This window comes from Pontimicrobium sp. MEBiC01747 (assembly GCF_053601635.1).
The window spans coordinates 1-6,775 of record NZ_JBSHNS010000606.1 but is presented as its reverse complement, the minus strand read 5'-3'; the positions used below and the strand labels follow the sequence as shown (position 1 = coordinate 6,775).

The 6,775-nt window shown below is 31.4% G+C and carries 3 protein-coding genes; 1 reads left to right on the top strand and 2 read right to left on the bottom strand.

Features of this window, described 5'->3' with window-relative positions; genetic code table 11:
• The first annotated feature begins 106 nt into the window (after positions 1 to 106).
• A complete protein-coding gene (locus ACVC2P_RS20375) occupies positions 107 to 1,987 on the top strand; it encodes a LuxR C-terminal-related transcriptional regulator (protein ID WP_452600273.1) in 1,881 nt (626 codons plus the stop codon).
• Between the two features lie 168 nt (positions 1,988 to 2,155).
• On the opposite strand, the gene ACVC2P_RS20370 is transcribed toward ACVC2P_RS20375, so the two are convergent.
• Together ACVC2P_RS20370 and ACVC2P_RS20365 are read right to left on the bottom strand one after the other, a co-directional pair.
• A complete protein-coding gene (locus ACVC2P_RS20370; RefSeq protein ID WP_452600272.1) occupies positions 2,156 to 3,595 on the bottom strand; it encodes a TolC family protein in 1,440 nt (479 codons plus the stop codon).
• A partial coding sequence (locus ACVC2P_RS20365; protein ID WP_452600271.1) for an efflux RND transporter permease subunit occupies positions 3,592 to 6,775 on the bottom strand: 3,184 nt, incomplete at its 5' end. The genes ACVC2P_RS20365 and ACVC2P_RS20370, both read right to left, overlap by 4 nt.

Here is a 6,775-nt window from a genome sequence, read left to right as displayed (position 1 = left end):
CACCTAAACTGCATAAAAACTTATATAACTAGCTGTTTTTATAAATTTAAAATTACAAATAGCTCTTTTATAGTTATTTTTACAACAAACCTAAGTTGTTTTTATTATGAGTTTACAAAAAGTAACATACTTATTATTTTTTTGTTTGTACTGTAGTACCTCTATTTCTCAAAGCCAAGACATTGGCCTCTTATATACTAATTTAGCAAACTCTAAAACGCCTACAGAAAAAGTTTCTTCATTGACTATGCTTGCTATTTTTTTTAAAGATAAAAACTTAGATAGCACAAAGGTATATACAGAAAAACTTAAAATAATTAGCGACTCGCTAAAACTAAAAAAGGGCATGTATAATGTTAATTTATTATATGCACACATTAATAATAAAGTTGGGCAAGATACTTTAGCAATAAGAAATTTTGACAACGCAATAAAAATAGCAAAACAACTAAATGACAATTACTTAGAAGGTTATGCCTTCTATGAAAAAGCTACTTATTTTTACGAAAAGGGTGACTTTTTAAAAACTTTAAAATACAATTTAATAACAGAAAATAGTTTTAGTAAAACAGATAGTATTTTTCCATTAAAAATAAGAAACCTAAATAATATTGCCTTTTACAATTTGGAATTAGAAAACTATGAGAATGCCTTAAACTATCTAGACAAAATAATTAAACTAACAAAAAACACTAAGTATTTAAAAGAAGAGGTGCATGCCTACAGTTCTATAGCCTGTGTATACAGTGAAATTAACAATCATAATGATGCCTTTAAGTATATGGAAATTGCTAAAGAAAAATCTAAAGCATTAGGCGACAAAAATGGTGAACTAATGTTAATACATAATACTGCAATTTTACATTACAATAAAAAGGAATACACTAAGGCAAAAAGTCTTTTTCAGACAGTTATTAATTCAACTTTTTCTAAACGAGAAGGAAATGATATTGAAGCCCACTTGTATTTAGCAAAGATTGATATAGAAAACAAAAATTATGAAACCGCCTTAAAACAACTTGAATATGCAGAAGATATATCTAAAAAAGGATTTCGTAAAGATTTATATATAGATGTGCTTTTCGAGAAAGCTAATCTGTATTATCAAAGCAAACAACCTAATAAAGCTTTAGAATTAATAAGTCAAATAGTTAATTTACCTACTGACAATAATTTAAAAGATGTTTTTTTGTTAAAATCAAAAATCTATAATCTACTACATAAAGATAAAGAAGAATTAATTGCTTACAAAAAACATATAGCTCTTAAAGAAGAATTTCAAAACAGGAATAATATTTATAATATAGAATCATTAAAACATTCTTTTGAGCATAGGTTTGTAGAAAATGAAATTGCTGAGCATAAACGAATGCTAGCTTCTTTAGAGGAAAGAAACCAAATAAAATCAAAAAATAATATTCTAACTATATTAATTTTTACTACAATACTTCTCTTCTCTATTTTTTCTTTATTTCGTTATAAAAAAATTAACCGTCTTAATAAAGAAAGATGGCATGCTGAAAAAATAGTAGAAGAATTAAAACAAGAAAAACTTAATTTTGAAGTTAGTAGTAAGCAAAAACAACTTACAGATTTTGCTATACACATAACAGAGAAGAATGATTTGCTAGAAAAAATTAAATTACAAATAATAGATACCAATATCCATAATAAAAACGATGCAATTAAAAATCTTATTATATCTATTAATAATGACATAAAAAGAAACAAAGAAAAATCTCAACTTTACTTAAATGTAGAAGATGGTAATGATTCGTTCTATGAACAACTAACAAAACAATACCCAAACTTAACTCAAAAAGAAAAAAGGATCGCAACATTAATACGTTTGGGCCACACTTCTAAGCAAATAAGCCTTCAATTAAATATAGCTATAGTAAGTGTTAATAACTACAGGCATAGTCTCCGTAAAAAACTAAAATTAACAAGAGACCAAAACTTAATAGATTTTATCAAAGCCATATAGCTAAGCTTTTTTTATTTTTTACTAATAAACATAATAGCAGAATTAAGCATAACAATGCTATAAGTACAGATTTATAACGAAAAAACCACTTACATTATTTGATACATAAAAAGGTTCACTTGTATAAATGAACCTTTTTATATTATATACTAACGTCTAGCTATAAGCTTATCTCCAACCGCCACCTAAGGCTCTATACACATTAATACGAGCCAATAATTGTTCTTTTTTAATATCTACAAGCTTAATTTTAGATTCTAATGCATCTCTTTGCGTTAATAATACCTCCATATAATCTGCTCTAGCAGATTGGTATAATTTATTTGAGATTTCTATAGATTTGGTTAAAGCTTCAACCTCTTTACTTTTAAACACGTAACTTTTTTTAAGGTTTTCAATATTAGAAAGTTCATTAGCAACTTCAATATAACCATTTAAAATAGCTTTTTCATATTCGTAAACAGTTGCAAGTTGTTTTGCATTAGCTGTATTATATTCTGCTTTAATTGCATTTCTATTAATTAAAGGCCCTACAATGTCTCCGCCTAAATTATATAATAAAGATTCTGCTCCAGATACTAAATATTTTGGTTTAAATGCTTCTAATCCTATACCGGCTTTTAAGCCAAATGAGGGATAAAATTTAGCCCTGGCAACTTTAACATCTAGTTTGGCAGCAGCTAACTCGTATTCTGCTTTACGAATATCTGGGCGATTCCCTAATAATTGAGGTGGTATCCCTGTCATTACAGTATCTATAGACCTTTCTAAAAAATTAGTAGAATGTCTTACAATTGTAGCTGGTTGTTTTCCTATTAAAAAATTAATCTGGTTTTCAACCTCAATAATCTGTTGCTTAATGTCGTATTTTTCACTTTGATTTTTTAATACCTCAGCTTCAAAACGTTTTACTGCTAATTCTGTAGTTCTAGCTGCTTCCTTTTGAAGTTTAACAATTTTTAATGCTTTTTGTTGTATTTCTAAATTTTGATTGATAATTACTAATTGATTATCTAACGCAACAAGTTCGTAATAAGCATTAGCTATTTCTGCAATTAAATTGGTTACCATAAAGTGCTTCCCTTCTACCGTAGAAAGGTATTCCATAACGGCTGCTTTTTTAGAGTTGCGAAGCTTTTTCCAAACATCAAGCTCCCAAGTTGCTACTAAACCCGCAGAATAATTGGTAAAGGGTTCTGGAAACATTTTGTTATCCTTTACAGGAAGATTAGTTTCTATTGCTCCGTTTCTGGTATACTCCCCTACTTTATCAACCTCGGCACCTGCTCTATAATTTACAAAAGGAAGGTACTCTCCTTTTCTTGCTTTTATTTCATTATTAGCTATTGCTACCTTTTGCAATAAAATATTTAATTCTTGGTTATTTACTAATGCAGAATCTATTAATGCATTTAATTCTGGCTCTGCAAAAAATGCTCTCCAAGCTATAGAGGCACTATTAAAGGTGTCTTTTACAGCATTATTATATTCCTGTGGTAGTTTTTTATTAACCGCCCTAACCTGCCTTGCTGGTACACACGATTGAATTCCTACAGTTAACAAAAGGAGAAGTATTGCTATAGATTTAAATTTCATCGTTATCTTCATTTTTTGTTATTTTTATTACTTGAGGTTAATTTAGATATACGTTTTCTTAACTCTCTCAATTGTGTTTTAATTGTATTTTTCTCTTCGGAAGCTCTTATAAATTCTTCTGAGATGGGTTCATCTGCTTCGTTTTTAATTAGCCCTTTGCCATCTGCCATTTTTGCGAAAATGTAGTATAATCCAGGAATAACCAATACGCCAATTATTGTCCCTATAAGCATTCCGCCCATTGCAGAGCCTCCAATGGTTCTATTTCCAATAGCTCCAGCTCCTGTTGCAATTACAAGAGGTATTAAGCCAGCAATAAAAGCAAACGAAGTCATTAAAATTGGACGAAAACGCATCTTTGCTCCTTCTATTGCTGCTTCTAAAATACCGATGCCTTCCCTTCGCCTTTGTACAGCAAATTCTACAATAAGTACGGCATTTTTACCAAGAAGTCCAACTAACATAATCAATCCAATTTGAGCATAGACATCGTTGGCTAATCCCATAACTTTTAACAATAAAAACGAACCAAAAATTCCAACTGGTAAGGATAAGATAACGGCTAAGGGTAACAAGAAACTTTCATATTGTGCAGCTAATACAAGGTATACAAATACAAGTACCACCGCAAAAATGTAAAAAGATTCGTTTCCTCTACTAGCTTCATCGTACGATAGGCCTTCCCATGCAATATCGTACCCTCTAGGAAGGGTTTCTTTTGCAACTTCCTTTATTGCTGCAATAGCATCTCCACTTGTATAACCTTTAGCTGGTAAACCTCTTATAGCCGCAGAATTATATAAATTGTATCGTGTTATCTCGTTAGGTCCCAATTTTTTCTTTAAGGTCATAAAGGCAGAATATGGCACCATATCTCCTGTTTCATTTTTTACATAAAGTTTCTCTAAATCTGATGGTAGTCTACGATACTCTGGAGCTGCTTGGGTATACACTTTAAAGAAACGGCCATACTTAATAAATCCTTGTTCGTATGTACTACCAATTAAAATATTAAGATTCTCTACAGCATCTCCAACAGAGACGCCTTTTTGCATTGCTGCTTTATTATTTATAACTAATTCGTATTGTGGATAATTAGCTGCAAAAAAAGTAAATAAGCCTGTAAGTTCTTTACGTGTTCTAAGCGCATCCATAAAGTTATTATTTATGGTCTCGAACTCATGGTAATCTGTATTATCTGTTTTATCTAATAGTCGCATTGAGAAGCCACCAGAAGATCCAAAACCAGGTACAGCAGGCGGTTCAAAATACTCAATTACTGCTCCTAAATCTTTACTAGACGCTTCTAACGTTTCCATAATTTCATGTACAGAGTGTTCTCTTTCTGACCATGGTTTTAGGTTTATTAAACAGGTTCCTGCGTTAGAGCCTCGACCTTCGGTCATTATTTCATATCCTGCTAACGAAGATACAGATGCTATATCGTCCATTTCTTCACATAGCTTCTGTAACTTTCTAGAAACTTCATTGGTTCGCTCTAAGGTAGCTCCTGGTGGTGTTTGTATTATAGCATATATTGTTCCTTGGTCTTCATTAGGTATAAATCCAGCAGGCAAAACCTTATTTGTAACAAATATTCCTACACAAAATGCAATTAAAATTCCAAAGGTTAATATTCTTCGGTTTACTATTAATTTTAGGATATTAACATACCTTCCTGTTAACTTATCAAATCTTGTATTAAACCAATCAATAAAGCGGTTTATTGGAGATTTTTTTCTTGCTTTACCATGATTATTCTTTAATATCATTGCACATAACACAGGGGTAAGTGTTAATGCTACAACTGCCGAAATGATAATAGAACCTGCCATTGTAATAGAGAATTGTCTGTAAAACACACCTACAGGCCCAGTCATAAAAGAAATTGGAATAAAAACAGCTACCATAACCAAAGTAATGGCTATAATGGCACCACCTATCTCGCTAATAACACTTTTTACTGCTTCGTATGGTTTTAAATGCTCTTCTTCCATTTTTGCATGTACTGCTTCTACAACTACAATAGCATCATCTACTACAATACCTATAGCAAGTACAAGTGCAAACAGGGTGATAAGGTTTATAGATAAACCAAATAATTGCATAACAAAAAATGCACCTATTAATGATACTGGAACTGCTATAATTGGAATTAAAGTAGACCTCCAATCGCCTAAGAATAAAAAGACTACAATAGCCACTAAAATAAAAGCATCTCGTAAAGTATGCATTACCTGCTCTATAGAAGCATCTAAAAAATTAGATACATCATAGCTTATTTTATAATCTACTCCTGGAGGAAGATAGGCTTCCAATTCTTTTAGTTTGTCTTTTACATTGTCTATAACATCACTTGCATTACTACCAAAGGTTTGTTTTAATACAATGGATGCAGATGGCTTGCCATCTAGATTAGAATAGATATCGAAAAACTCGCTTCCTAATTCTACATCTGCAATATCTCCTAATTTTAAAATTTCGCCTTCTTCATTGGCTTTTATAACTATATTCTTGTACTGGTCTGCTTCATTAAATCTCCCTTCGTAGGTTAATACATACTCTAAAGATTGTGCTTCTTTTCCAGAACTTCTTCCTAATCTACCTGGACGAGCAATAAGGCTTTGCTCATCCATAGCTTCTAACACTTCTTCTGCAGAAATATTATAGGCACGCATTCTATCTGGTTTTAACCAAACTCGCATGGCGTATTTACGACTTCCTAGAATTTTAGCACTTGCAATACCATTAATTCGCTGTATTTCTGGTACAATTTTCGTGTATGCATAATTGTATAGAAATTTCTCATCGTTCTGTTTAGCATCATCACTATACAGGTTTACATACATTAACATACTTGGTTGTACTGGCGTAATAATTACACCTTCTCGTTGAACCAAAGGCGGTAATAATGGCATGACTTGATCTACACGAGTCTTTACTCTTACTACTGCTTGGTTTGGGTCTGTTCCTGGTTCAAAAATAATTCTTAATGTTCCTTCTCCAGCGCTAGTTGCATCAGAAGCTATGTAACGCATACCTTGTACTCCATTAATAGATGTTTCTAATGGAATTAAAGTCGATTTTACAAGTACATCTGCACTCGCTCCTGGATATGCAATAAAAATATTTACGGTAGTTGGTGCAATTTGTGGAAATTGTGAGGTTGGTAGTTTATTTATGGATAGTAAC

Excerpts from the sequence above, each read along its gene's own strand:
- ACVC2P_RS20375 (WP_452600273.1), top strand. The coding sequence starts at position 107 with ATGAGTTTACAAAAAGTAACATACTTATTATTTTTTTGTTTGTACTGT.
- ACVC2P_RS20370 (WP_452600272.1), bottom strand. The coding sequence starts at position 3,595 with ATGAAGATAACGATGAAATTTAAATCTATAGCAATACTTCTCCTTTTG.